Source organism: Gemmatimonadaceae bacterium (assembly GCA_030647905.1).
GTDB lineage: Bacteria > Gemmatimonadota > Gemmatimonadetes > Gemmatimonadales > Gemmatimonadaceae > UBA4720.
Genome location: JAUSJA010000025.1, coordinates 185,231 through 209,152, shown reverse-complemented (window position 1 = coordinate 209,152; position 23,922 = coordinate 185,231). Strand labels below are relative to the sequence as shown.

Here is a 23,922-nt window from a genome sequence, read left to right as displayed (position 1 = left end):
GGGTGGTTAGAGGATGTCCGGACTCAGCTTTGCTACCAATGCGTCTATTCCGGGCCAGCCGTCGGGACTGTATCTCGCAATCGTGCGCAGGTACTGAACGCCGTCGGAACCGTGTGTTTCCTGCACGGCGGCCGCTCCCCGGCGCACCGACTCAGCATCGGCATAAGGCGGCTCCAATGACTCGGCCATCTTGCCGCCTTCGTGCTGCACACCTGCGGCATCGAGAAAGTTGATCTGAATGCCCGGCTCGAGGTCCACGTACAAGAGCTGAAGCAGGTCCAGCTCGTCGTCGGAGCTCTCCGCCTTCATCCGCACGATTTCCTTCGCGACGCGTTCGACGGGCCAGGTCCTGAGGGTTACGGCGCGGAAGCCGCCCCCGCGCGCCACCAGCCGCTGGATGAACTGGTCCCGTCCTTCCTTGCTGGCCTTCATGGCGTGCATGACGAGCGCCAGGCGCCGCTCTGGAGGAAGCGACCTGTATGGTGATAGCTTTGACATCCGTTCAAAGTAGCGACTTTGCCCCATGCAGCCACGCATTGACGATGGAACAGACGGGCGCGAGCCGACACCCGCACTCCGGCCACTGAAGGTCAGCATCCGCCGGGCGACTGCCGCCGACGCCGAGCTGCTGGCGGATCTCGCGCGGAAGATCTTCATAGACACGTTCGGCCCGCAGAACACGCCGGAAAACATCGCGCTGCACGTAGCGAGGATGTACGCGCCCGACATTCAGCGGCGTGAGCTGAACAGTGAGTCGAAGACGTATCTGGTCGCCGAGGTTGATGGGCAGGCCGCCGGCTTTGCGATGCTGGGGGACTGCGAGTCTGGGTCGTGCAGGGAGTTCGACGCACCGATCGAGCTGTTCCGCTTCTACATAGACAAGCCGTGGCACGGGTTCGGAATTGCGCAGCCGCTGATGGACGCGTGCGATGAAGAAGCGCGCGCGCGGGGGGGACGCACGCTCTGTCTCAGCGTCTGGGAGCACAATTCGCGCGCGCGGCGATTCTACGACAAGATCGGTTTTCGTGACGTCGGCGCACAGTCATTTCTTCTCGGCGAGGACATACAGACGGATCGCGTGATGGTCCGTGAACTGGTCGCTACCGGGACGCGTTGACTGCCTTCGCTAGTCGCGGAATTCCGCCGCGTAGCTTTCCATTTGCCTGTAAGGGATGGTCTGAAACGGCGGGAGACCCGCCGCTTTGATGACTGAGGACAGACCCTCGCGCTCGTGGAATTCAATCCCATCGCGGTCCAGCACTATGGTGTCGGGATATTGGGGCGCGAGGCGGCGGAATTCGCTGTCTATCAAACGGAATCGCCGTACCATGTTCTCGACCTGTTCGTGCGCGCGTCGCCGCAGGCGGATGTGCTTCTCGACCGTGTCGCTGCTCGACGTCAGGACGATCACGCGGTCCGGTTTCCACTCGTCGCCGATCGCGAGAACGTCGCGAAGCCCGGCGTGGTATTCCTCCGGATATTCAACGATGTGCGCCTCGAGAGTGATGCGCGCACCCTCGATGAAGATGACGCGATCGGGTCGGTCATGCTCTTCCGCGTCGCGGTAGTTGGCGTCGTACAGCTCGCCGAAGTACGCCGTGACGCCAATCGGATTGAGCCCAGCCCCGATGTCCTCGAGAACGTGCTGATCCCACACGCCTTTCTCGCCCTCTCCGTACGACCCGTGGTGATAGAGGTCGCCGAGCTGGCGAACGAGCGTGCTCTTGCCGACTCCGGGCCCCCCAACGATCGCAACGCGCATGCTGTCGTTCCCAGGTTCTCGATTGATACTCGGACGTTTCGGCCTTTAGTTAAGGGCCGCGGGCTGCCTGACCGCCAACAATATCGCTCAACGCCCGGTCGTCCGGGCATCTGGAGAAACAATGCGCGCTTCAAACATTCGCCTCATCCAGCCGTCGGGTAGATGAGCGATTCACTACCGCAACTCGCGGCGCGTCCGTCCCGCGTCCTCGTTACCGGGGGTGCCGGGTTCATCGGCAGCGCGCTGGTGTGGGCGCTCAACCGGCACGGTGTCGAGCGCGTCGTGGTGGTGGACCGCCTGGGAAGCGATGAGAAGTGGCGCAACCTCGTGCCGCTGCGATTCGAGGACTATCTCGAAGCGGACGACCTGTTTCCGCGACTCGAAAACGGCGCACTCGGAAGCTTCGACCTTGTGCTGCATCTCGGCGCCTGCTCGGCGACTACGGAGCGCGACGCCACGTATCTGGTTCACAACAACTTCGAGTTCACGAAGCGGCTTGCGCACTGGGCGGTGGAGAAGGGCGCGCGATTCGCTTACGCGTCCAGCGCGGCGACCTACGGCGATGGCTCGGCGGGGATGGACGACATTGACGATTCGGCGGTGGCGCTGTCGCGCCTGCGCCCGCTGAACATGTACGGATACTCGAAGCACCTGTTCGATCAGTACGCGGCGCGCGCCGGGATGCTGCCGCGAATCGTCGGGCTCAAGTACTTCAACGTCTTCGGTCCGAACGAAGCACACAAAGGCGACATGCGCTCGCTGGTGCACAAGGCATACGGGCAGATCGTGGACACCGGGCGCGTGCAGCTGTTCCGCAGTCACAGGCCCGAGTATCGCGACGGCGAGCAGCAGCGCGATTTCCTTTACGTGAAGGATGCGGTGGCCATGTCGTTGCATCTGGCGATGTCGTCCTCGGCGGCGGGGTTGTACAACATCGGCAGCGGCGAGGCGAACACCTGGCTTGCGCTGGTGGACGCGATATTCGCCGCCATGGGGCGTGAGCGCGCGGTGGATTTCGTGGACATTCCCGAGGCGATCCGGGCGAAGTACCAGTATCACACCAGGGCGAGCATCGGGAGATTGCGGGCGACGGGGTACGAGGCTCCGGTGACGCCACTCCCAGCCGCGGTGCGGGATTACGTGGTCAACTATCTCGCGCCGGATGCGCGGCTGGAGCCGGACTGAAGAAAATTTCTTGTGCAGCGGTGGCGGCTACGGCCGCGGTGGTCGCTCTCGCGTCAGGCGCCGTCGAAGCACAGGTGCGTCCACGCGCGCGCGACTTGGGAGTGGCACCGGGCGTTTTCGCAACGGGGCCGCTGAATGCGATCACCGACGTCTCCGGAGTGCTCGTCGGACAGGTGACAGTGATCGAAGGCGATTCGGTGCGCACCGGAATTACGGCTGTCCGGCCGCACGCCGGAAATCTCTTCCTCGAGCGAGTGCCGGCAGCGATCGTCGTCGGCAACGGATTTGGCAAGCTGCTCGGCTCCACTCAGGTAAACGAGCTGGGCGAGCTCGAGACTCCGGTCCTGCTGACATGCACGCTCTGCGTATGGAAGGCGGGCGATGCGATGGTCGAGTGGATGCTCGGTCAGGATGGCATGCAGAATGTGCGCTCCATCAATCCTGTCGTCGGCGAGACGAACGATGGATACGAGCTCAACATTGCCATCAGGTCGCGTCCGATAACCGCGGCGCATGTGAGACAGGCGCTCGAGTCGGCACGGAGTGGCCCGGTCGAGGAGGGAAGCGTCGGCGCTGGAACAGGCACGCGCCTTTTCGAATGGAAAGGCGGCATCGGCACGTCGTCGCGCCACGTGCCCGCTTCGCTTGGCGGCTGGACTGTCGGAGTTCTGGTGCAAACGAACTTCGGCGGCGTGCTTCAGGTCATGGGCGCACCCGTGGGGCGCGAGATGGGGAGCCACAAGTTCGCCCGCGCGCTGCGCGAGAAAGGCGACGGGTCCATCATGATCGTCGTCGCCACTGACGCACCGCTCTCCGATCGCAATCTCGAGCGCCTCGCATCGCGCGCGCTCATGGGACTTGCGCGCACGGGCTCGGTCGCGGGCAATGGATCGGGTGATTACGTGATCGCGTTCTCGACTGCGGCCGGGGTGAGGCGGAAGCGCGATGCCGCCCGCCTGACGACGACGGAGATTGGAAACACGGAAGAGCTCTCGGGCCTGTACGAGGCCGTCATCGAGTCCACCGAGGAGGCCATCTATAACTCTCTGTTCCGCGCCACGACCGTAAGCGGCAAAGGTGGGACGGTCGAGGCGATCCCGATCGACCGGGTGAAGGAGATTCTCTCGCGGTACGGCATCCGTCCACGATGACGCCTGGCCTCCACCCAAGCAGTCGCCGCGCTGGTACGATCCTTCCAGAATGCCTGGAGAGTTGCGACAAGGAGGCATGATGATTCGCAAGCTCAAGGACGGACGGTACCGGCTCTATTCGCGAAAGAAAAACCCGAAGACGGGCAAGCGGCGCAACCTCGGGACGTTCAGCTCACGCGCGGCCGCGGAGAAGCACGAGCGGGCGGTACAGTACTTCAAGCGACACTAGGTTTTACTCCATCATATCGGCCCTGCCCCGTCAATTCCCCGGAATCAGACAATTGAAAACTTCGCTTGTGCGCTGGGATCGAAGGCGGCAAGAAGCGGGGGCTCAGCGGCGCCACTCGGCCGCTGAGCTGAGATTGCCCGCCTGATCCACGGCCTGCACGAGCGCACGGTCGGTCGAAGCATCCGCCACCAGCGAGCGCGTAGTGCCGAAGAGCACCCGCGCCATCCAACCGCTCGGGGAATGCGTGCGCGTCATCCACCAGCGCGCGGTCTCTCCAGCGGCGGGGGTGATCTGGAGCGTCGTTCCCGAGAGCGCGAGGGCGGGCGCGCCGGGCGGCGTCGCATCGAGCCAGGGCACTGCCGGCACAAGCGCCGCGGTCTTGTAGAGATCTCCGGCGAGAGTGCCCGCAAGCACACCCCCGTTCCGCGTCAGCGTCCACGTCGTGTTGTACAGCAGGTTCCCCGAGCTGTTTGGCCGGGCGCGAGTCTGTTTTATCTGTTCGGGTATCTCCTGCATCGAGAATGCGCTCGATGTCCCATCGTTCACGCGATAGACGGCGAGTCCCGGCCACACATGCCGGCCAGCCGTGTTCTGTGCGAGCCACCAATCCAGCAGGGCGATATAGCTTTGCTGCGGCGCGGAGATGGCCCAGTAGAGCTGCGGCGCGAGGTAATCCACCCACCCCTGCTGGAGCCACTTCCGCGAATCGGCGTAGATCGTCCCATAGGCATCGAGACCGCTCACTCCGGCCGGGAATCCCGGGCGCCAGATCCCGAACGGCGAGATGCCGACCTTGATCGTCGGCTTGATCGCATGAACTTCGCGATACATCCGCTCGACGAAGCGATCAATGTTCGCACGCCGCCAGTCGTCGCGCGGAAGTCCGGTGCCGTACTTCGACCACGTATCGTCGTCGGGGAAGGGAATCGCCTTGCCGGCGTTGTCGCTCACGACATATGGATAGAAGTAATCGTCGGCGTGGATGCCATCTATGTCATACCGGCGCACGATGTCGGTGATCACGCGCATCGAGTGGTCCTGCACGTCGGGCTCGCCGGGGTCCATCCAGATGTTGGATCCGTAAACGCGAATGAGATCGCGACGCGTTCTGAACAGGTGGGGCGCCACCATCTTCACCGTGTCCGAGGTATTGCCCGCGCGGAACGGGTTGATCCACGCGTGCAGCTCCATGCCCCGCTTGTGCGCCTCGTCTATCGCGAAAGCGAGCGGATCGTAGCCGGGATTCGTTCCCTGTGCTCCGCTGAGCAGCGATGCCCACGGCTCCAGCGAGGATTCGTAAACCGCATCGCCTGCGGGCCGAACGTGGAATACGACGGTGTTGATGCCAGTCGCGGCGGCGCGCGTCAGGATGTCCACCAGCTCCGCCTTCTGCTGGTCCGCGCTGAGCGTCGTCCTGCTTGGCCAGTCAATATTGGCAACCGTGGCGATCCACATTCCGCGCATCTCGCGCTGGACGGCGGGCGCGGCTGTGTCGGGCTGAATCACCGGCGGAGGGGGGCCGGTGATGTCGCCGCCCGAGCCGGAACAGGCCGCGGCGATTGCCGCGAGAGCAAGATAGCCGCAGTTTCTGGCAGGATGTCGAATCATCAATGAGAGAAGAAAGTGCGGATCACGCTGCACCGACGGGACGCGGGGCGCAAGGTGGAAGAGCCTGCCGCAACTGAATGACATCCACGAAACGCTTTGACGCCGAGTATTACCGGCGTTACTACGTGAATTCCCGCACGGCCGTCGTAGAGGCGGCTTCGCAACGGCGCGAGGTCGCGTTCGTCATCGCATTCTGCCGCCACATCGGACTCGATGTGAAGCGCTTCTCTGACGTCGGCGCCGGCACCGGCTGGTGGGCGAAGGAATTCGCCAGGCAATACCCGGAATGCAAGCGCATCGAGACCTTCGACGCGAGCAGGGCTGCCTGCGATCTCTACGGGCACGGGCATGCCGCGATCCAGGACCTATCGGGGAGGGAATCCGATCTCGTGGTGTGCCGCGACGTACTGCGGTACATTGCCGACGCTCATCTGGACCGGGCCATCCGGCGCCTGGCGAAGAAATGCCGCGGCGTGCTGTATCTCCATGTCATCACGCGCGAAGACGACATAGACGAAGACGCCAGCGACATGGAAGGTTTCTTCAGGACAACGGCGAGCTATCGCCGCCGGCTGAAAGCCGCTGGTTTCCGCGATTGCGGGATGGGTCTCTTCGTCTCGAAAAAGCTGAAGGAGTTTCAGCCATTCACTCTTGAAGTGAGGTAATTCGCTTGACCGCCCCCACGAAGTTCACTCCGTAGTCAGGGACGGTTCCACCGGTGGCCTGGGCTTCCAGTGGCGCGAAGGATTCGTGGCACGCGTGATGGGGTGTCCAACGCCATATTTTGTTGTGCCACGACTGCTTTCAGACTCCTCCTCGCGAGTGACCCGACAATGAGCCAGAGCCGACGTTCTTTCCTCGAATCCGCCGCGGTCAACGCCGGCGCGGCGTACCTGAAGGCGAGCTGAAGCTCATCCGGTTTTCGCGGGCCCGCATCGCGCGAGAGGCCTGCGCGCTGGCCGCGCTGACCTGCGCTTTCGCTACGGCCGGCGCGCAGGCCCGGCGGCTGACGGTTGCGCCCGCTCGACCGGCTCTTGGATCCATCGTTCGGCTGACGCTCCATGCCGGGTTCGCAAGATCGGATTCGATCGTCGCCGTGTTGGGCACGATGTCTGGCGAGCCGCTTCACTTCCGCAAATTCACCGGCGGAATCTGGCGGTCCATCGGCGCTATCTCAGTGGACGCCACGGACAGCGTCGCCGCACAGGTGTTCGCCGAGCGTGCCTCGGGCGCGACCGATACATCTCGCGTCGCGGTTACACTTCCGCGTCCGCCGAAGGTCACCGGACGGAGACGCGCGCTTGCCGTCGCGCCCCGCTTCACGCGACCTCTCGATTCCGCCACACAGGCACGGATTGACAACGAGAACGCCCGCGCGCGCGAGATCGGGCGACGGGCGCACGACATTCCGCCGACGTGGACGGAGCCATTTCTTCGTCCTCGCGCATCCGCCGTAACGAGCCGGTTTGGATCAGGACGAATGTTCAACGGCGCGTTGTCCAGCCGGCACCTGGGCGTGGATTTCGCCGGCGGCATCGGCGCCCCTGTGCGCGCCGCGAACAAAGGCGTCGTCGCGCTGGCGGATCAGTTCTTTCTCGCCGGCAACCTTATCTACATAGACCACGGTGGCGGTGTAGTCACCGGATACTTCCACCTGAGCAAGGCGCTCGTCGCGACGGGCGACACGGTGTCTCGCGGACAGGAGATCGGATTCGTCGGCGCGACTGGACGCGTCACGGGGCCGCATCTCCACTGGAGCGCGCGTTACGGCGCGATAACCGTGAATCCGCTCGATCTCGTCGGCATCGGCGCCGGCTGGTAGCGATCGGCGGATCACCGTCATACTCCCGCACATCCGCTAGTTTTCGGTTCGCGTTCCACTCTCCTCTCGCAGCCGCACAGATGCGCAAGACGCTCTCGAATATCCTCGCGGAATACGGCGTGATTGCCGTCGTCATCTACCTTGCGCTCTTCTTCGCCGTTTTCGTCGGCGCGTGGTTCGCGATCGAGCTCGGCTGGGCCCCCGCGGGAGTCGCGGGCAAGGCGGGCGCGTGGACAGCGGCCTACATCGTCACCAAGATCACACAGCCGCTCCGCATCGGCGCAACTGTCGTCCTGTCCGCGTTCATTGGCCGCATGTGGGAGCGGCGGCAAAAGCCGGAGGCGACAGTCGAATCATCGCCGCCGCCCCCCGCGGCCTGATCACCACCTCAGCTCAGGGCGCGCCAGACGGGGCCGGCGCCACATCCCGGTAGATAGCGACATCCTTCCCGAGCAGGTACTTGTCGAACCAGCCCACGATGGCCTGGAGGCGTTCCACCCGGTGCCACGGCTGTCCGCCGCGTGACAGCTCGTGTGACTCGCCCGGGAACCGCACCATCGCGGTCGGCCGCTTCAGATACTTGAGAGCGCGGAAGAGCTCTTCGCCCCCGGTCTGCGTGGGAGTCCGCAGGTCCGCATCGCCGAGGATGAACGCCATCGGCGTGTGGATGCGGTCCACGTACGTGATGGCCGACCGGTCCGCGTACTCCCTGGGATCCTCGAACGGCGCCTTGCGGAACCACTGCGGATAGTAGAGCCAGAAATCCGCCGAATACCACCACGACGCCCAGTTCGAGATGTCGCGCTGCGACACGGCGGCCTTGAAGCGATTGGTCTGCGTCACCGTCCAGTTGGTGAGCACGCCGCCACCACTCCCTCCAGTGACACCCAGTCGCGTCTCGTCTATGTAGCCGCGCTTGATCAGCTCGTCCACTCCCGCCATCAGATCCTTGTAGTCGTCGCCGGGATACTTGTACTGAATGACGTTGCCGAAATCCTGGCCGTAGCTCGTGCTTCCGCGCGGATTCGGATACAGCACGACGTAGCCCTTCGCCGCCATCCACTGGAACTCGTGATCGAACACCCATCCATATGCGGTGTGCGGTCCGCCGTGAATGTTGAGGATGAGCGGATACTTCTTCGACTTGTCGAAATCGGGTGGTTTCTGAACCCACGCCTGGATCCTCTGCCCGTCGAAGCTCGTGTACCAGATCTCTTCCGGCGGCGTGAGGTTGAGTTGCGAGAAGAGCTTGCGGTTGATGTCCGTGAGACGCTTCTGATCGCCGCCGTTCGCGCCGACGACAAAGAGATCGCCGATGTTCACCGGCGTGGACACGAGCAGCGCAACGCTGCCGTCTGCGGAATAGCTGAATCTCTGGACCGCCTGATCGCCTTTCGTCAGCTCGAGCGGCTTTCCTCCATTGACCGGAAAGCGCATCAGGTTTGCGCGGCCGGTCGCGGCCACGACATCCACGATGCTGCTTCCGTCCGCCGACCAATACGGTTGCGTTCCGCCCCCTGCGCGCGGCGGAGTGTTGTCGCCGCCGACCCCGTCCCCGACGTCGAAGTCAAAATCCGCGGAGAGATTCTTCGGCTGCGCGCCCGGCGTCAGATCGAGCACATAGAGGTCGGGCTGGGCGTACGATCGAACCGGCTCGTTGGCGTTCGACCTGAATGCGATGCGCTTTCCATCGGGGCTCGGCGACATCTGCGACACGCCGATCTTCACCGCGTTCACCAGCTGCGGCTGGCCTCCATCCGCTGAAACGCGATAGATGTCGGTGTGCGGCAGCTCATAGTACGGCTCGGCCACTCTTGTCGTGCTGAACACGATATCGCGGCCATCCTTCGACCAGAAGAACTCGTCTTCGTCGAACTTTCCGGTAGTCAGCTGCTTTGGAACGACTGCCTCGTCGGGCGCCGCCGGCAACGAGGCGACCCAGATGTGCGACGGGCGGGAAGTGTCGAGATAACCGGCGCCGTTGAAGCGATAGACAGCGCGCGTGATGTATTTGACATCGGTCTCGCGCGACGCGTCCGTCGTATCCTCGCCCGGCTTCCGGTTCTTCGCTGCAATGTCTTCGGGCGAGGTGTTGGACGTGAAAGCGATACGCCTTCCGTCAGGCGACCAGTGCGGATCGCCCGCGCCCTTGGGCAGATCCGTGATCCTCACCGGTTCGCCCCCCGACATCGAGAGAACGTAGATCTGCGGCGGCTGCGGCTTCCCGTCCTTTTCGATGGACCGAACGAACGCGATCCGCGTCCCGTCGAGTGACCAGCGCGGCTGCGAGTCGCGCGTGCCGGACGTCAGGCGCTGCATCGTGCTTTCGCCTTTCGCCGGCACCATCCAGAGCGATGTCTCGTATCCAGCATGCTTCTGGTCCGCGACAACTTTCGCGAACGCGACGCGCGATCCATCGGGCGCGAGCTGCGGATCTCCGATCCACGTGAACAGCCAGATGTCCCGGTCAGTGATGGGCCGCCGGTCGCTGGTGAACGCGAGAAGGGCGGTGCTGACGCCGAGAACCATGGCGGCATGCAGTATCGGGCGGAGGCGCATTCTTTCTCCTGATGTGTGTACGGAATAGCCGACAGTGTAATCCGGCGGTCGCGCACCGAGTATGGCTGATGTGCGCGTCGTTCGGAAGAACTTCCCCGAGCTCGATTACCCGGTAACCTCGAGCGGCCCTGACAGTCATGACAGTATGAGCAAGCTCTTCACATTCGCCAGCACGATGATCGGCAGCTACGCCGGGTGGTGGCTCGGCACGCCATGGGGCTTCATGGGGTCATTTGTCCTCGGCATGGTCGGCACCGGCGTTGGACTCTACTACGGAAGAAGGCTGGCGCAGAACTACCAGTAGGCCGTCGCCAGCGTTGCGGCGGGCGGGACGATTTCCTCCTGCGGCGGGACCAAGCCAGCGTCCTTTCCCCCAACCGGGACCCCCGCCGAGGCCGGAGAGGTTCCTCGGTGTCCTTGCCGGCCGCCGCTACACGCCCTTATGGTTCCCGGAGGGCCATTGAAATTCCCATGTCCCACCAGCGACATCAGCGCGGAGGCTGAGGACATGCCGGGGAGTCGCATAGTCGGAACCGGGCACGCAGTGCCGGATCGGGTCGTCACCAATGACGATCTTGCAAGAATCATGGACACCTCCGACGAGTGGATAATCCAGCGCACGGGAATCAGGCAGCGCCACTGGATCGTCGAGGGTGAGAGCGGCACCGCGCTGGCGAAAATTGCCGCAGAGCGGGCGATCGCGGCGGCTGGTTTGAGCGCGAACGACGTCGAACTGATTCTCTACGCCACTGTCTCGCCCGATCACTTCGCTCCCGGCAACGGAGTCTTTCTGCAGCGCGACCTCGGCGTCGGTGAGATTCCGGCGATCGACATCCGGACGCAGTGCTCGGGTTTCGTCTACTCGATGTCGATTGCCGACGCCTACGTTCGCGCCGGCATGTACCGGCGCATTCTCGTCGTTGGCGCGGAAGTGCAGAGCACCGGCATGGACGTCTCCACCCGCGGGCGCGATACGGCTGTGATCTTCGCCGACGGGGCGGGAGCGGTCCTCGTTGAAGCCGACGACGATCCCGACGGATCGCGCGTGCTGGCGTGGGACCTCCACTCCGACGGATCGTTCGCCGAGAAGCTGTGGGTGGATTCACCGGGTGCGATCTACCATCCGCGAAACCAGGCGGCTCACCTCGACGACAAGGTGTACGCGCACATGGAAGGCAGGGAAGTATTCCGCCACGCGATTGTGCGCATGCCCGAATCAGTCGAGGCCGCGCTGGCGAAAGCCGGAGTGAGCGTCTCGGATATCACGCTGCTGATTCCACACCAGGCGAACCTCAGGATCTCCGAGATGGTCCAACGCAAACTCGGCCTGCGCGACGATCAGGTCTACAACAACATCGACCGCTTCGGAAACACGACGGCGGCGACGATTCCCATCGCGCTCGACGAGTGCGTCAGGGCTGGCCGACTCCGGCGCGGTGACCTGGTGGCGATCACCGCGTTCGGATCCGGCTTTCTCTGGGGAAGCGCTGTGTTGAAGTGGTGAGAGCGGTGCTTCAGTTCACCGGCATCATCACGTGCGCGTACGGCGTTCCCTTCCACATAACCCATGGGCTTCCACCCGGGGTCGCGCTCACCGAGGCGAGCGTCGCCGCGGGCGCGACGACCATCAGGTGCGCTGTGGCGCGTACCCAGTTGTTGGTTGCCGTCGAGTCAGTTGCGAACGGGTCGGTGTTGCTTACGCCGCGGTCGCCCTTGAGCATGTAGGCGAATCCGACGCCGGTGATCTTCGGCGGCGTCTTCGACATCCACGCTCCGGCCCACTCCTGGAACACCGGGTCGAGGCACATCGGATCCTGGCCAACTGCGCCCTTCGGATTCGGCGAGCTGGGATAGCACACCCAGCCGGACGTCCCAGCCCGTAGCTGCCGCGGCTGTCCGCCTTCGGTCGCGGGCCAGTCCATGATCGTCGCCGTCTTCGAGATCAAATCCGGGGCGGCGCTCATCGCCTCGGCGATCTTGGCCTCGTCGCTCGAGGCCGCGGGCGTTGCACCATCGGTGCTGGCGATCGTCCCCGTGTCTGCGGCTTTCATCGTGTCGCCGGCAGTCGCCGATGTGTTCGGCCGTTCGCATGCTGTGATCAGCATCGCGAATGCTGCAACCGCTGCATATCTCACAAATGTCCTCCGGTATGTGACGGAACATTCGATAATACCGCCGTTGCCGGGGAAAATCGAGCCTACATCCAGTTCGTACATCCAGTTCGCTTGCGCCAGTTCGCTCGCATCCTGATCGCGGAGTGACCCTTCCGGGATCGACGAACGAGACGCTTCCTCGAATCCGCCAAACCAGCGGATGCCAGCGTAGAGGGTTCTTGCACCACTTTTGTAGACACTTCCACCTAACCACCGTGGAGTGTCAATCATGCCACGAGCAGGGCCACGAGCGGTGCGGAAGTACAGCGACGAGTTCAAGCTGACTGCTGTGCGACTCAGTCAGCAGCCGGGATTGCAAATGAAGACCGTGGCTGCTGCGCTGACGATTCATCCCTTCATGCTTTCGAAGTGGCGCAAGGATGTGCGGGACGGCCGACTACGCGGGCGAGCTCGGGGTTCGCGCGGCGTTCCTGATGTTCCAGTACAACTTCGGCCAGGCGCCGAAGATCAGGCCGGTGCAACCCCAGCCGCAGGAGCAGGCGCCGGGCTTCCCCTCTGGTGACTGACGGGCGCGCTCGCTCGATCAGCGCAGCTTCGGCAGCCCCGAATCAGGTTTCGACACCTCGACGGAGAGCGTGAATGTTCTCTGCTCGTCCGGGCTCAGCGTCCCCACTCCGATCATCTGGCGGGTGATCTCCTCACCCTTCTCGTTGCGGATCGAGAGCAGCATCGAGTATTCCCACGCCGGCTCGTTCTCCGGATGCCGGATATTTCCCTCCACCGTCAGGGCCGAGAACCCGGGCGCCTTGTGCTTTGCGGTATGCAGGTCCCATCGGAGGCTCTTCCGGCAGATCGGACATACCGTCGCGCTCTGGAGAATGGTCGCTTTGCAGTGCGGGCAGGTGCGCGTCTTTCCCGCGGTTCCCTGCGCGCCATTGCTCATGCAGCCGAGCCTGACTCCGTTCTCGCCCGTGCAGGTTTGCCCTGTCCATCCTCCCAGCCGAACTCCGCGTTGCCGCGCATCCGCGAGCCCGCGGCGACGGTCAGCGATCCGGCCTTGAGGTCGCCGTTCAGCACGCCCGAGGCGAGAAGCTCGACACGTGAAGCCGCATCAACGTTTCCTTCGAGCTCGCCGGCGATGGTGACCGTGTTCGCGCGAACGCCGCCAATGACCTTGGCGCCCTGCTCGATCGTGAGATTCCCCTCGACGTTCACGTCACCCTTGAACTGTCCAGCGACGCGCACGTGGCCCGAGCCCTGGATCTTCCCTTCGATTGAGAGGTTCGCAGCGATGAGCGTCTCCTTGGCGTCCGTTTGCGAAGAGCGCGACGACGGTGTGTCATAGCTCGGAGTACGGACCGGGGCGATGTTGTTGCTCTGCGGGGCGGACGGCTGGGTTATGGGGGGCGGCTCCTTAGTGGGAGTGGTCTGTTCCTTCCAGATTGCCATGGCTCGGGACTCCTTTCCTTTTATAGTAGTGGCGCGGGGTAATCAATATGCGGCGGCCAGCCGGGCGGGGTACCAGCGAAGCTTAGCATCGTGGGCAGTCGCTCGGCACTAGCCGCATGGATTTGGTGTTGCGCTGAGGCAGCAGATCCCCGACGACGGCGCATTCAACCGCAAGATAACGGCCTCGCGTCGCTTTTGTGGAGGCGGTCTATTGACCGGCTGAATCGTAGAGCGCGGCGCGCTTCGTCTCGGCGTCCGACATGCTCAATGCCTTCCTCACGACGCCCGAGCCAGGCAGTCCAGACGCGGCCACGGTGCTATCGCGCTCCCTCTGGGTCATCTGCTCGCGTGGCTTGTCCACCTTCGCCGGAGCGGCGCAGGCGGTGAGGAGGACTGTCGCGATCGCACTGAGGCCGAGGGAGATTCGCATATATCCTGACGCGCCAGACGGCAATCCGTAACAAACGACTCAGGGTCCGGCGCTTGACCGTCAGGCGTTGACCGTCAGGCGTTGACCGGCTGCTGGAGAGGGGCGGACCAGTGAAGAGCGGGCCACAGCTGCTCCGTTCTGGCGACGCTCTTGCTGAAGGTTGATACTTTTTTGCAATGACCTTCCGGCCGGCCGTCTTACCATAGGGGTGGGCAAGTCGTCCCTTTGTCATGGGCGCCGTATTTTCCGATCGCCAGGCGATCACCGCGACGGGAAGCTGGAAGCTGACGGATCTGTCGGGCCATACGGCGCCCCGGAATCTGTACATCGGGTGTGCAGGATGGAGTCTTCCACGCGCCGCGATCACCGCCTTTCCGGCCGATGGGACCAACCTCGAGCGGTACGCCTCGGTTTTTCGTTCGGTGGAGATCAACTCCTCGTTCCACAGGCCCCATCGCACCTCCACGTACGAGCGGTGGGCGGCAAGCGTGCCCGAACCGTTTCGGTTCTCGGTCAAGATGCCGAAGATCATTACGCACGCGAAGCGTCTCGCGGACGCGGACGACCTGCTGGCGCAGTTCCTCGACGAGGTGAGCGGGCTCGGCGCCCGATTGGGGTGCCTTCTCGTGCAACTTCCGCCGAGCGCGGAGCTGGATTTCGAGATTGCGACGAAGTTTCTGGAGTCGCTGAGGAGCAGGCACAGCGGCGATGTCTTCATCGAGCCGCGCCATCCGAGCTGGTTCGTTCCCGCCGCGGGCAAGCTGTTGAAGGACTTCCAGGTGGGACGTGTTGCCGCTGACCCGGCGATACTACCGGCGGCGGCGGAGCCCGGCGGGCTTGCCGGGAAGGTCTATTTCCGATTGCACGGCTCGCCCCAGATCTACTACTCCTCGTATACCACTTCGTATCTGAACGGCCTCGCATTCCGCCTGCGCGCGCACGCCCACGCCGGAGGCAGAGTGTGGTGCGTGTTCGACAACACGATCCGCGGCGCGGCGACGGAGAACGCATTGTATCTCGCGAAGAGGGTCGCGCTCGGAGAGCGGGACGCCGCGCGAAGGTAAACCCGGTGCGGCGAGACGCTCGCGCGAATTGACTCGCGGCGTGCGGCAGCCATCTTCTGCGGCATGACGACTCGCAGATCATTCCTCGCCGACGCAGGGACATCGCTCCTCGCGATCGCCGGCGCTCCCGCGGTTCTCACCGGCCGCGCCGACCACGACATCATCATCCGTGGCGGGACTGTGTTCGAAGGGACCGGTGCGGAGGGGCGTGATTGGGACGTGGCGATTGGCGGGGCGCAGATCTCCGGATTGTTGCCGAAAGGCGCCGGCCGGGGCCGGGAGGAGATCGACGCCCGAGGTCTCGCCGTGACCCCGGGGTTCGTTGACATACACTCTCACGGTGACGGCAACATCACCGAAGACCCGCGTGTCGAATCGGTAATTCGCCAGGGGATCACGACCATCGTCGTCGGGGCGGATGGAAGCTCGCGCGCGTCCGGATCGGAGGAGAGCACATTCGCGTCGCTGTTCAACTCGCTCGATCAACTCCGGCCCGGACCAAACGTCGCTTCGATGGTGGGACTCGGGTCGGTGCGCGAAGCCGTCATCGGCGACAAGGACAGGCCGGCGACTACCGAAGAGATACAGCGAATGACGGCGATGGTCGAGCGCGCGCTGAGCGAAGGTGCGTGCGGCGCGTCGTCGGGCCTCGAGTACACGCCTGGCGCGTTCGCGTCACGCGACGAGCTCATCGCGCTGTGCAGGCCTTTGGCGGCGCGGCGCCTGCCCTACGCGACGCACATGCGCAATGAGGACGACCGCCTGATCGACGCGATAGACGAATCCATTGCCGTCGCGCGCGGAGCCGGGTGCCCCCTCCAGATCTCGCATCTCAAGACGCAGGGCCCGAGGAACTGGGCGAAGCTCGACAAGGTTTTCCTCCTGATCGAAGCGGCGCGCTCTTTACGGACCGATATCGCATTCGACCGCTATCCGTATGTCGCGTATGCGACTGGACTGACGAACCTGTTCCCGGTGTGGAGCAGGGATGGCGGCATTGACGCGTTCCTCGCGCGGTTGTCGGATGCGACGGTGGCGCCGCGGATCAGGAGCGAGATGCTCGCCAAGGTGGACCTCATCGGCGGATGGGACAATGTGCAGCTCTCCGGCGTGAGCGCGGTCGAGGATCGTGACGCCGAGGGGAAGCGGCTGGGCGCCTACGCGAAGGCGCGCGGCGGAGATCCTTACGAGGTCACGGTTGGATTGCTGCGGCAGAGCAGGGGTGACGTCGGAATGCTCGGCTACGCTATGAGCGAGCAGAATCTCGAGCGCATTCTGTCGCACCCAATGGGGATGGTGTGCACGGATGGCGGCGGCTTTGCGATAGACGGTCCGACGAGACGCGGAAGTCCGCACCCGCGCGGAGCGGGGAGCTTCCCGCGGGTTCTCGGCCGCTATGTGCGAGAGCGAAAGGTGCTGTCGCTCCCGCAGGCGATTCGGAAGATGACGTCCCTGCCCGCGTCGCGAGTGAGACTCGCGGACCGGGGTCGGCTCGCCGAGGGATTGGCGGCGGATATCGTCGTGTTCGATCCATCGCGCGTGGCCGATACCGCCACGTTCGATGCGCCCTTCCAGTATCCGGTCGGTATCTCGATGGTGATCGTGAATGGAACGGTGACGCTCCGCGACGGACAACGAAATGCGAAGGGGAGCGGGCGCGCACTCAGAGTGGCTTGAGCGCGGGGCCGGCGATCACGATCAACCCGATAGCGGGCGCGCGATGAGGATGCCGGTGGACCGGCGAATCCTCGCCACGTATTCGGGAAGCGTCGTGCGCGTGATTTCCACGGCTCCTCCCGAGAGAGGCGCGTGAAGCACGCGCAGCACTCCATCGGTGCCCCGATAGGCGAACGCTGCATGCGAGACGTCAATACCCGGTGTCGCCGTCGCGAACGCCAGCACGTCTCCTGTCTGGATCCGGTCGGCAACGCCTTTGATCCGGTCGGTCGGAACGACGTAGCGACGATGCGAATCGAGGCGCCGCTCCATCTTGCCGATCTCGGCGAACACCCCGTCGTTGGCCAGCGCCGGGTAGCTCGCGCGGTGCTCGGTCATGAACCGCAGCGGACGCGGGTCTTCGACGCCTCCCAACTCTTCGCCGAGATCGCGGACGAGACCGCGACGCGCGCCGTCGGAGATCCATTCGCTGAAGTAATGCAGACGCGACGCGTAGCCTTTTCGCTTTCCATCGCGATAGCGCATCCGCTCCACCTCGCGGGCGAATCGCGACCACGACGGCTTCACGCCATCGTCTGACGCGCGCGCGACTGCGAGGCATCCCTCGACCAGCGTGACGCAGTCGAACTGAGTCAGCGAGAGAGTGAGCGGCTCCAGGCCGGATGGATCACCGCCCGCCTTGATGTAGGCCTCGAGCGTGTTCGGGACGTACTGCGTTCCGATGGCCAGCTCGCCGACGAGTATGGCTCTCGGCCCGAGTGGGAGTGAACGCCGGTCCATTCCCTGGCTGCGGAGCGCAGCCGACCACGCACGGAGCCGCGACTCATCCGTGTCGGCCGGTGCGTCCTCGGCGAACAGCGGCATGGGCATCGCGAGCGCCGCCGCGACGGTAGCGGCCCTGCTGATGAGCTCCCTGCGTGTAATGGGCGTATTCATGAGGTGCTGTGTGAGGTCATCGTCAATCTCGGCCGAGTGCGGCGGACAGTCAACGCGTGGAGCGGGCGGGGCTGCTCTGGATGCGTGCCGCGCACATCGGCACCTTTCCCGTCGGAAAGAGACAATACCCATCGGGGAGACCGCATGATCCGCTCGATATCCATCACGACTCTGCTGGCCTGCACGGTCCTCGCGTGCTCGGGCCCTGCCCGCCAATCCGTGCCTATCGTGGCCGCCGCGGCGGAGCGCCCCAATGTTGTCTTCCTCTTCTCCGACGATCACGCCGCGCACGCTATCTCTGCGTATCAGACGTCGCTCAAGTACGGGATCAAGCTGCCCCCGACGCGGAATCTCGACCGTCTCGCGGGCGACGGCATGCTGTTCGTCAACTCGTTCGTCACGAATTCCATCTGCGGCCCCGCGCGCGCGACAGTGCTCACCGGACAGTACGGTCATCTCAATGGTGTGATGACGAACACGGAAGCATTACATCCGACGACGTTGACTTTTCCGAAACTGATGCAGGCCGCCGGATACCAGACTGCGCTGTTTGGAAAGTGGCACCTGAGGTCGGAGCCCGAGGGATTCGACAGGTACGAGATCCTCGCGGGGCAGGGTCCCTACTACAACCCGGTGCTCCACAATGGTGACGACAGCGTTCGCTACACAGGCTACACGCTCGATGTCGTGACCGGCCGCGCAATGCGGTGGCTTCACGAGGATCGGGATGCGAAGAAGCCATTTCTCCTGATGCTCAACTTCAACGCGCCGCACCGGTGGTGGGATCCGGGGGCGGACCAGCTCTCGCTGTACCGCGACACCACATTCGAGATGCCGGGCACCTTCTGGGATACTGGCGCGGGGCGCGCCTCCCCGTCGCGCGATCCGGAGATGAAGATCGCGCTCGACATGGTACCGCGGGACCTCAAGGTCGAGGAGCCGAACAATCTCACGTCAGAGCAGCTCGCGGTGTGGCGTGCGGCATACGAGCCGGAGAACGCGAAGCTGCGTGCGGCCGGCCTCGAGGGTGAAGCCCTCGCGAAGTGGAAGTATCAGAGGTTCATCGCCGATTACATGCGGGTCGTACAGGCTCTCGACGCGCAGGTGGGACGAGTGCTCGCCGAGCTGGACAAGTCGGGCCTTTCGAAAAGCACGGTCGTGGTCTACGCCTCCGATCAGGGCTTCTTCCTCGGAGATCACGGCTGGTTCGACAAGCGCTGGATGTACGAGGAGTCGCTCCGCGCTCCGCTGATCGTGAGATGGCCAGGCGTAGTCGAGCCGGGCTCGCGCAACAAGGACCTCGTGATGAATCTCGATTTCGCCGAGACGTTCCTCGAGATGGCGGGAGTTCGCGTACCCGCGCCGATGCAGGGAGCGAGCATCGTCCCGCTGCTGCGGGGAAAAACTCCCGCCAACTGGCGCGACGCGATCTACTACCAGTACTTCGAGTATCCCGGCTGGCACGCCGTGCGGCGGCAGTATGGAGTTCGCACGTCGCGATACAAGCTCATTTACTACTACGAAATCGGTGAGTGGGAGCTGTTCGATCTCGAGCGTGATCCGGAGGAGATGAAAAGCGTTTACGCCGACGCATCGTATGCGGGAGTGCGAAAGGATCTCGAGAAGAAGCTCGCCGCGTTGAGAAACCAGTACGCCGTACCGGCGAAGGATCCGGCGCCGTACTATCCCTGGGAGCTGCCTCCGGAGTACCGGAGGCCGGGAACGCCAGGCAGCACGCGAACCATGGACGAGCTCACGAAACCGCACGAACACTCGAAGTGATCCGCCACCGCCCGGTTCCTTTCTTACAAGCATCGCTCGCCGCCGCGCTGATCGGATGCGCGGCCGGTCAGGTCGCGTCAACACCTTTGGCACAATCCGGACTGCGCCGCGGGATCACCATCGCGGATTCTCTCATCGACGCGGGCGTCGGCACGCTCACACCGGGAGCGGTGCTGCTCGTGGCGAGGAACGGCAAGGTCATCCACGAGCGCGCGTTCGGGTACGCGGAGCTCAACGACTACGCGATGCATCGTATCGCTCCTCCGCGCCCGATGCAGACGAATACGATCTTCGACCTCGCCTCAGTGACCAAAGTCATGGCTACGACTTTCGCCACGATGATGCTCGTGGACCGCGGTCAGGTGGTCCTCGACGCGCCGGTGTATCGCTACCTCCCCGACTTCCGCGGACCGCATCTCGACAGCATCACCGTTCGGCACCTTCTACAGCATTCGTCGGGTCTCGTGCAGTGGCAGCCTCTTTACTACCAGGCCTCCAACAGCGCACAGACTTACGCCGCGATTCGCGACATGCCCCTCGGCTGGGGAGTCGGCGAAGGCCGGCACTACAGCGATCTCGGGTTCATGATCCTCGGCTACATCGTCGAAAAGGTGAGTGGCCAGCCGCTCGATCAGCTCGTCGATCAGAAGTTGTACAAGCCGCTCGCCCTCGCAAAAACGACGTTCAATCCGAAGAAGCGAAGCCTCACCGGATTCGCGGGACACGCTGGCTTGTTCTCGACCGCGGCCGATGCACCGAAGAGCGAAGCGGCAATGCCTCACTTCGAGGCAGTCGATTTCAGCTCGGGCCGATGGCTCAAAGGCAACACGCACACCCACACGCTCGAGAGCGACGGAGACTCGCCTCCTGAGCTCGTTGCGATGTGGTACAAAAGCCGCGGCTACAACTTTCTCGTGCTCTCCGATCACAACGTCTGGGTGAACCCGGCGAAGCTCTCGTACCTGATGGACTCGAGCTTTCTGCTCATTCCCGGCGAAGAGCTGACCACGAGATTCGGCTTGAAGCCCGTTCACGTCAACGGACTCAACATCCCGCACGTGATCGAGCCGCGCACTGACAGCACGCTGCTGGGGACGGTGCAGAAGAACGTCGACGCGGTGCGGGAGGTAGAAGGCGTGCCGCATATCAACCATCCAAACTTCGGATGGGCGATCAGCCAGGACGTTCTGTCGCGGGTGAAGAACGACAAGCTGATCGAGATACATAACGGTCATCCTCTCGTGCACAACGAGGGAGGCGGAGACTCACCTGGAATGGAAGCCGTCTGGGATTACCTCTTGAGCGCCGGGAAGCGCATCTACGGCATTGCGGTGGACGACGCGCACCACTTCCAGGGAGAGTTCGCCCCCGACCGTGCGAATCCTGGGCGCGGATGGGTATCCGTTCGTGCGTCGAGGCTCGATGGGCGCGAGATCATGACCCAGATGGAGGCGGGACGCTTCTACGCGAGCAGCGGGGTGGAGCTCGACTCGGTCTCGGTCACTCCGCAGGACATGACGATTCACATCCGCCGCCGAGGGGACTTCAAGTTCACGACCGAGTTCATCGGGCAGGGTGGCGTGGTGTTGAAGAAGACGGGCGACAATCCCGCGACGTATCATCTGACCGGAAGCGAGACATACGTTCGTCCGCGAATCACCGATTCCGGCGGTGCGGTGGCGTGGATGCAGCCGGTGTTCATCGTCCATTGAGCGACCCCGGTCCACTCAGCGACGAAGAGGTTGTCAGGGTGATGTCGTACGAGGACATCGCTCTTGGAAAACTCGACGTCAGAGCGGATGTCGCTCATGTCGGTGGCCGAGAACGCCCTTGCGGCGCTACTTCTCCTCGTGCGGAATCGCACGGCCGATGAGGACGGTGATGTTGTCTTCGCCTCCGGCGTCGAGGGCGTCCTGAAGAAGTATCTCGCAGCCCTCCTTCGCCGACCTGATGTTCTGCAGCACTTCGCGGATGCGATCGTCCGATACGTGACGCGTCAGGCCGTCGCTGCACATGAGTCCGATACTACTCCATGACTGCGGCACTTTCGTCACGCTCGGTGCGGCGTCGGGACCGCCAATGGCGCTCGAGAGAACGTTCGTCCACTTCTTGAACGCCGCGTCCTCGCGATCGAAGACTCCCTGCTTGACGAACTCTTCGGCCATTGTCTGATCGCGCGATATCTGGATCAGCTCGCCGTCGCGCAGCTGATAGTAGCGACTGTCGCCCACCTGCAGCAGATACGCGTTGGGCCACATTCCGACTCCTCCAGCTCATGGATGAAACGCGAGTCATCGCCCGGATCGTTCGTGTAGTAGCAGTCGAGTGACTCGCTGACGTAGCGCGCGACGTACTCGAGAGTGACGCGGCTCGCCTCTTCACCGGCCTTCGCTCCGCCCACGCCATCGGCGACGAGAGCAAGAAACGCCAGCCGCTCGGCGCTCGTGAGGATGGACTGATCAGGCAGGCTCGTATGGTAGATCTGCATTCGCTTCTGGAGCGCGCAGATAAGGAAGTGGTCCTCGTTGTTGGGTCGGACCTTTCCCGGATGGGTGAGACCGTAGACATCCGGGGCGCGAGAAAACTTCAGGAAGTTACGCCCGGTTCAATGTGCAAAGTGGCGCGGTGCGACGCCAGCGGAGGCCCCCGGCGGGCAGGGAGGAGTGTCTCTTTGCGAGCCACCTTCTCCTCACTCCCGTGGCGGTCGCTACATTCAGGAAATACCCATGCTCAACGCGGGAGCTCGCATTCTCTCCGAGTTCTACCAGCTTCGCCGCACGGCGATCAAGGATCTCGCCGCGTATATCGGCTTTCTCGTCGGGTTCATCGGTTCGGCGCCATTCGCGTGGGGGCTGCTTGCCGGGCAGCTCGAGAACGGCTCGTTCGCGCGCGGCCTGTGGTATTTCTCTGGGATAGTTGTCGCCGCGGGATTGTTCACGGGCATCGCCGGTCTTGGCGTTGGATTCGCCGTGGGCGTGATGTGGGAGCAGTTCCACCGGTATCGGCGGAGTGAGCGATTGAAGAGGAACGCCTCGCTCGAACCGCCGATCGAAGAAACGCGGGCAGATGTCAGCTTGCCGGCGTTGCTGCCGCAGGTTGGCGGACCCCCGCGACTGCAACTGATGACATCCACCGCCGCGTCGTTTCCGGACCTCTCCGGCCGCTCGCTGGCGTCGCTGAAGTTCTTGCCGCGCGCGACGGAGCTCGACTTCAACGGAGTGCGCGTCGCCGTCGGAGGAAATCCGATGATCGTCTCGGGTGCTCAGCGTTATCGGTACCCGGATCCCGGATCGTGTGATGCGCTTTGTGGTCTGATTGGTGCCAGGGTGGTGCGGATGCGAACGGCGGGCGATGGAATCGAGCTGGTGTTCGATTCCGGGTGGGAGCTGGTGATCCCCCGGAGCTCGGTGGCGGTCGCCTGAAAGGGACCAGGCACGTCAGAGATTCGGAACACAGGACAAGGCAATGACACAGGAACTGTGGACTTCAGTTGACGATTACATCACGGACGCGCTCATCCCCGCGGACGCGGCGCTCGATGCCGCCCTGGCGGCGAGCGATGCCGCCGGCCTCCCGGCGATCCAGGTCTCCGCGGCTCAGGGCAAGCTGATGAACATCCTCGCGCGCGGGCAGGGAGCGCGAACGATCCTCGAGGTCGGAACGCTCGGCGGATACAGCACGATCTGGCTGGCGCGCGCCGTGCCGCAGGGAGGGCGGGTCGTCACGCTGGAGATCGATCCGAAACACGCCGAAGTTGCGAAGGCGAATTTCGTGAGGGCCGGATTGAGTGATCGCATCGAGACGCGAACAGGCAACGCGCTCGATATTCTGCCCCGACTCGCCGCCGAGGGCTACGGGCCGTTCGACTTCGTTTTCATTGACGCGGACAAGCCGAGCATTCCGACATACTTCGAGTGGGCCGTGAAGATGTCGAAACCGGGCACGATGATCATCGTGGACAACGTAGTGCGCGAGGGTGCGGTCATAGATGCGGCGAGCGAGGATGCAAGCGTTCAGGGAGTGCGCCGGCTGAACGAAATGATGTCGCGCGATCGCCGCGTCACCGCCACGGTGCTGCAGACCGTCGGCGTGAAGGGATACGATGGCTTCGCGGTCGCCCTCGTGCTCGACATGGCACGGATGTAGCCGTCACG

The 23,922-nt window shown here is 63.8% G+C and carries 27 protein-coding genes; 16 read left to right on the top strand and 11 right to left on the bottom strand.

Annotated elements, in window-relative coordinates; translation table 11 throughout:
• Positions 1-6 precede the first annotated feature (6 nt).
• Positions 7-498, bottom strand: a complete 492-nt coding sequence (locus tag Q7S20_05775; protein MDO8501331.1) for a hypothetical protein — start codon at positions 496-498, stop codon at positions 7-9.
• Positions 499-523: 25 nt separating this feature from the next.
• Between Q7S20_05775 and Q7S20_05770 the strand changes: the two genes are divergently transcribed.
• The gene (locus tag Q7S20_05770) at positions 524-1,117 is read left to right on the top strand and encodes a GNAT family N-acetyltransferase (GenBank protein ID MDO8501330.1); all 594 of its coding nucleotides are present in this window, start codon (positions 524-526) and stop codon (positions 1,115-1,117) included.
• Positions 1,118-1,126: 9 nt separating this feature from the next.
• Here the strand turns inward: Q7S20_05770 and Q7S20_05765 are convergent, their stop codons facing one another.
• The gene (locus Q7S20_05765; protein ID MDO8501329.1) at positions 1,127-1,762 is read right to left on the bottom strand and encodes a hypothetical protein; all 636 of its coding nucleotides are present in this window, start codon (positions 1,760-1,762) and stop codon (positions 1,127-1,129) included.
• A gap of 162 nt (positions 1,763-1,924) precedes the next feature.
• On the opposite strand from Q7S20_05765, the gene rfaD reads away from it, so the two are divergent.
• From rfaD to Q7S20_05750, 3 genes are all read left to right on the top strand, one after another.
• Positions 1,925-2,947: an ADP-glyceromanno-heptose 6-epimerase gene (gene rfaD / locus Q7S20_05760; protein MDO8501328.1), complete on the top strand. Its 1,023-nt coding sequence runs from the start codon at positions 1,925-1,927 to the stop codon at positions 2,945-2,947.
• Between the two features lie 20 nt (positions 2,948-2,967).
• On the top strand, positions 2,968-4,098 hold the full coding sequence (locus Q7S20_05755) for a P1 family peptidase (GenBank protein MDO8501327.1): 1,131 nt from the start codon (positions 2,968-2,970) through the stop codon (positions 4,096-4,098).
• 76 nt (positions 4,099-4,174) lie between these two features.
• Positions 4,175-4,327: a hypothetical protein gene (locus tag Q7S20_05750; GenBank protein ID MDO8501326.1), complete on the top strand. Its 153-nt coding sequence runs from the start codon at positions 4,175-4,177 to the stop codon at positions 4,325-4,327.
• 102 nt (positions 4,328-4,429) lie between these two features.
• Here the strand turns inward: Q7S20_05750 and Q7S20_05745 are convergent, their stop codons facing one another.
• Complete coding sequence (locus tag Q7S20_05745; GenBank protein MDO8501325.1) at positions 4,430-5,935, bottom strand: family 10 glycosylhydrolase; 1,506 nt, start codon at positions 5,933-5,935, stop codon at positions 4,430-4,432.
• A gap of 77 nt (positions 5,936-6,012) precedes the next feature.
• Here Q7S20_05745 and Q7S20_05740 point away from each other — a divergent pair, with 77 nt between their 5' ends.
• From Q7S20_05740 to Q7S20_05730, 3 genes are all read left to right on the top strand, one after another.
• On the top strand, positions 6,013-6,600 hold the full coding sequence (locus Q7S20_05740) for a methyltransferase domain-containing protein (GenBank protein MDO8501324.1): 588 nt from the start codon (positions 6,013-6,015) through the stop codon (positions 6,598-6,600).
• Positions 6,601-7,043: 443 nt separating this feature from the next.
• Positions 7,044-7,757, top strand: a complete 714-nt coding sequence (locus tag Q7S20_05735; GenBank protein MDO8501323.1) for a M23 family metallopeptidase — start codon at positions 7,044-7,046, stop codon at positions 7,755-7,757.
• Positions 7,758-7,837: 80 nt separating this feature from the next.
• A complete protein-coding gene (locus Q7S20_05730) occupies positions 7,838-8,137 on the top strand; it encodes a hypothetical protein (GenBank protein MDO8501322.1) in 300 nt (99 codons plus the stop codon).
• A gap of 13 nt (positions 8,138-8,150) precedes the next feature.
• Here Q7S20_05730 and Q7S20_05725 read toward each other — a convergent pair whose 3' ends face one another.
• Positions 8,151-10,316, bottom strand: coding sequence for a S9 family peptidase (locus Q7S20_05725; protein ID MDO8501321.1), 2,166 nt, complete (start codon positions 10,314-10,316; stop codon positions 8,151-8,153).
• 145 nt (positions 10,317-10,461) lie between these two features.
• Here Q7S20_05725 and Q7S20_05720 point away from each other — a divergent pair, with 145 nt between their 5' ends.
• The gene (locus tag Q7S20_05720) at positions 10,462-10,620 is read left to right on the top strand and encodes a hypothetical protein (protein ID MDO8501320.1); all 159 of its coding nucleotides are present in this window, start codon (positions 10,462-10,464) and stop codon (positions 10,618-10,620) included.
• Between the two features lie 156 nt (positions 10,621-10,776).
• Positions 10,777-11,820: a beta-ketoacyl-ACP synthase III gene (locus Q7S20_05715; GenBank protein ID MDO8501319.1), complete on the top strand. Its 1,044-nt coding sequence runs from the start codon at positions 10,777-10,779 to the stop codon at positions 11,818-11,820.
• Between the two features lie 10 nt (positions 11,821-11,830).
• On the opposite strand, the gene Q7S20_05710 is transcribed toward Q7S20_05715, so the two are convergent.
• A complete protein-coding gene (locus Q7S20_05710) occupies positions 11,831-12,451 on the bottom strand; it encodes a hypothetical protein (protein ID MDO8501318.1) in 621 nt (206 codons plus the stop codon).
• Between the two features lie 398 nt (positions 12,452-12,849).
• Between Q7S20_05710 and Q7S20_05705 the strand changes: the two genes are divergently transcribed.
• A complete protein-coding gene (locus Q7S20_05705; GenBank protein MDO8501317.1) occupies positions 12,850-12,996 on the top strand; it encodes a hypothetical protein in 147 nt (48 codons plus the stop codon).
• Positions 12,997-13,013: 17 nt separating this feature from the next.
• On the opposite strand, the gene Q7S20_05700 is transcribed toward Q7S20_05705, so the two are convergent.
• The 3 genes from Q7S20_05700 to Q7S20_05690 form a co-directional block, all read right to left on the bottom strand.
• A complete protein-coding gene (locus Q7S20_05700) occupies positions 13,014-13,373 on the bottom strand; it encodes a hypothetical protein (protein MDO8501316.1) in 360 nt (119 codons plus the stop codon).
• Complete coding sequence (locus Q7S20_05695) at positions 13,370-13,879, bottom strand: polymer-forming cytoskeletal protein (GenBank protein MDO8501315.1); 510 nt, start codon at positions 13,877-13,879, stop codon at positions 13,370-13,372. The genes Q7S20_05700 and Q7S20_05695 overlap by 4 nt, the downstream gene beginning before the upstream one ends.
• 208 nt (positions 13,880-14,087) lie before the next feature.
• Positions 14,088-14,309 carry a hypothetical protein gene (locus tag Q7S20_05690; protein ID MDO8501314.1) on the bottom strand — a complete coding sequence of 74 codons (222 nt, stop codon included), beginning with the start codon at positions 14,307-14,309 and terminating at the stop codon, positions 14,088-14,090.
• A gap of 230 nt (positions 14,310-14,539) precedes the next feature.
• Here Q7S20_05690 and Q7S20_05685 point away from each other — a divergent pair, with 230 nt between their 5' ends.
• Together Q7S20_05685 and Q7S20_05680 are read left to right on the top strand one after the other, a co-directional pair.
• On the top strand, positions 14,540-15,373 hold the full coding sequence (locus Q7S20_05685; GenBank protein MDO8501313.1) for a DUF72 domain-containing protein: 834 nt from the start codon (positions 14,540-14,542) through the stop codon (positions 15,371-15,373).
• A 63-nt stretch (positions 15,374-15,436) separates the two neighbouring features.
• A complete protein-coding gene (locus Q7S20_05680; protein MDO8501312.1) occupies positions 15,437-17,050 on the top strand; it encodes a D-aminoacylase in 1,614 nt (537 codons plus the stop codon).
• 21 nt (positions 17,051-17,071) lie between these two features.
• Here the strand turns inward: Q7S20_05680 and Q7S20_05675 are convergent, their stop codons facing one another.
• On the bottom strand, positions 17,072-17,986 hold the full coding sequence (locus tag Q7S20_05675; GenBank protein MDO8501311.1) for a DUF1460 domain-containing protein: 915 nt from the start codon (positions 17,984-17,986) through the stop codon (positions 17,072-17,074).
• Between the two features lie 144 nt (positions 17,987-18,130).
• Here Q7S20_05675 and Q7S20_05670 point away from each other — a divergent pair, with 144 nt between their 5' ends.
• Together Q7S20_05670 and Q7S20_05665 are read left to right on the top strand one after the other, a co-directional pair.
• Entirely contained in the window at positions 18,131-19,768 is a 1,638-nt protein-coding gene (locus Q7S20_05670; protein MDO8501310.1) for a sulfatase, read from the top strand.
• Positions 19,765-21,480, top strand: coding sequence for a serine hydrolase (locus Q7S20_05665; GenBank protein MDO8501309.1), 1,716 nt, complete (start codon positions 19,765-19,767; stop codon positions 21,478-21,480). Before Q7S20_05670 ends, Q7S20_05665 begins: the two co-directional genes overlap by 4 nt.
• Positions 21,481-21,606: 126 nt before the next feature.
• Here the strand turns inward: Q7S20_05665 and Q7S20_05660 are convergent, their stop codons facing one another.
• Both Q7S20_05660 and Q7S20_05655 read right to left on the bottom strand, forming a co-directional pair.
• Positions 21,607-22,026, bottom strand: coding sequence for a hypothetical protein (locus Q7S20_05660; GenBank protein ID MDO8501308.1), 420 nt, complete (start codon positions 22,024-22,026; stop codon positions 21,607-21,609).
• Positions 21,957-22,256: a hypothetical protein gene (locus tag Q7S20_05655; GenBank protein ID MDO8501307.1), complete on the bottom strand. Its 300-nt coding sequence runs from the start codon at positions 22,254-22,256 to the stop codon at positions 21,957-21,959. The genes Q7S20_05660 and Q7S20_05655 overlap by 70 nt, the downstream gene beginning before the upstream one ends.
• A gap of 238 nt (positions 22,257-22,494) precedes the next feature.
• Here Q7S20_05655 and Q7S20_05650 point away from each other — a divergent pair, with 238 nt between their 5' ends.
• Positions 22,495-23,190 (top strand): hypothetical protein, encoded by a 696-nt coding sequence (locus Q7S20_05650; protein MDO8501306.1) that lies wholly within the window; start codon positions 22,495-22,497, stop codon positions 23,188-23,190.
• Positions 23,191-23,233: 43 nt separating this feature from the next.
• Positions 23,234-23,914 carry an O-methyltransferase gene (locus Q7S20_05645; GenBank protein MDO8501305.1) on the top strand — a complete coding sequence of 227 codons (681 nt, stop codon included), beginning with the start codon at positions 23,234-23,236 and terminating at the stop codon, positions 23,912-23,914.
• The last annotated feature ends 8 nt before the right edge of the window (positions 23,915-23,922 follow it).